The organism is Gemmobacter sp. (genome assembly GCF_016792925.1).
Taxonomy (GTDB): domain Bacteria; phylum Pseudomonadota; class Alphaproteobacteria; order Rhodobacterales; family Rhodobacteraceae; genus Gemmobacter.
Genome location: NZ_JAEULU010000190.1, coordinates 1 through 1,515, shown reverse-complemented (window position 1 = coordinate 1,515; position 1,515 = coordinate 1). Strand labels below are relative to the sequence as shown.

The 1,515-nt window shown below is 69.0% G+C and carries 1 protein-coding gene; it reads left to right on the top strand.

Annotated elements, in window-relative coordinates; all coding sequences use genetic code 11:
- Nucleotides 1-7 precede the first annotated feature (7 nt).
- On the top strand, nucleotides 8-1,192 hold the full coding sequence (gene argE / locus JNN06_RS08800) for an acetylornithine deacetylase (RefSeq protein ID WP_366812664.1): 1,185 nt from the start codon (nucleotides 8-10) through the stop codon (nucleotides 1,190-1,192).
- Nucleotides 1,193-1,515: the final 323 nt, after the last annotated feature.

Here is a 1,515-nt window from a genome sequence, read left to right as displayed (position 1 = left end):
CCTTCATGTGACGGAGGCCCCCATGCGCGCGATCTTTGAACGGCTGATGAGCTTTGACACCGTCAGCGCCCATCCCAACCTGGACCTCATGCTGTGGGTCAAGGCGCTGCTGGAGGCGGAGGGCATCGCCGTGACCCTGATCCCCGATGCCAGCGGCCAGAAGGCCAATCTCTTTGCCACGACCGGCCCGGCGGGCCTGCCGGGCGTCATGCTTTCGGGCCATACCGATGTCGTGCCGGTGGAGGGGCAGGCCTGGACCGTGCCGCCCTTCGCCCTGACCGAGCGGGACGGGCGGCTGTATGGCCGGGGTGCCGCCGACATGAAGGGGTTTTGCGCCGCCGCCATCGCCGCGATGCTGAAGGCGGCGCGCTGGCAGGCCGAGGGGCGCCCGCTGCAAGTGCCGCTGCATCTGGCGCTGTCCTATGACGAGGAAATCGGCTGCATGGGCGTGCGCAGCCTTGTGGATATGCTGGCACAGGCGCCGGTGAAGCCGCTGTTCTGCATCGTGGGCGAGCCGACGGCGATGCAGGTGGCGACCGGCCACAAGGGCAAGGTCGCGCTGCGGGCCACCTGCACCGGGCGCGAAGGCCATTCGGCGCTGGCGCCGCTGGCGCTGAACGCGCTGCATCTGGCGGCGGATTTCATGGGCGAGCTGCGCGACATGCAGGCGCGCATCGCCGCCCATGGCCCGCGCGATGGCGATTACGACGTGCCCTATACCACCATCCATGTCGGCAAGATGTCGGGCGGGGTGCAGGTGAATATCGTGCCCAATATCGCCACGCTGGATTTCGAGATCCGCAGTCTGGCCGAAGATGACCCCGAAACCCTGATCGCCGAGATGCGCCGCCGCGCCGAGGCGCTGCTGGCCCCCCTGCGCGCCGAATTCCCCGAGGCCGCGATCCGCATCGACCGGCTGTGGGATTACCCCGGCCTCGGCACGCCCTCGGATGCGGCGGTGGTGAATTTCGTCAAGGGTCTGACCGGGGCGAATGGCACGATCAAGGTGGCCTTCGGCACCGAAGGCGGCCTTTTCGCCCGCGATCTGGGCGTGCCCACCGTCATCTGCGGCCCCGGCAGCATGGCCCAGGGCCACAAGCCCGACGAATTCGTCACGCTGGAGCAAATGGCCCGCTGCGAAACCATGCTGGAAGCCTTGCTGGCTCGGCTGGAAAGCGGCTGGCCCGCCTGACCCTCCGGCAGGCCGGGGCGGCGCGGCATCGGCGCGCGATCTTCCGCGCCGCGCCCTCCGTCCGCCCCCCGCTTCCCTCCGCCCCCCGCTTCGCTCCGCCCGCCGCCGAACCCGGCCCGCCGTTGAAATCTGCGCCATTGCCGCGATTCCACCCGTGCTTTGTTGGCGCGCGCGGTCTAAAGGCCCCATGCGATGTAAACGGGTCGGTCCCTCGGGGCCGACTCGTTTCTTTCATCCCTATGCAAGAAACCTACGGAAGAGGGGTTTGGGGGCGGTGCGCCGGCCCGAAGCTTCCCGCCGAGCCCAAGGGGCACCTATGTCAC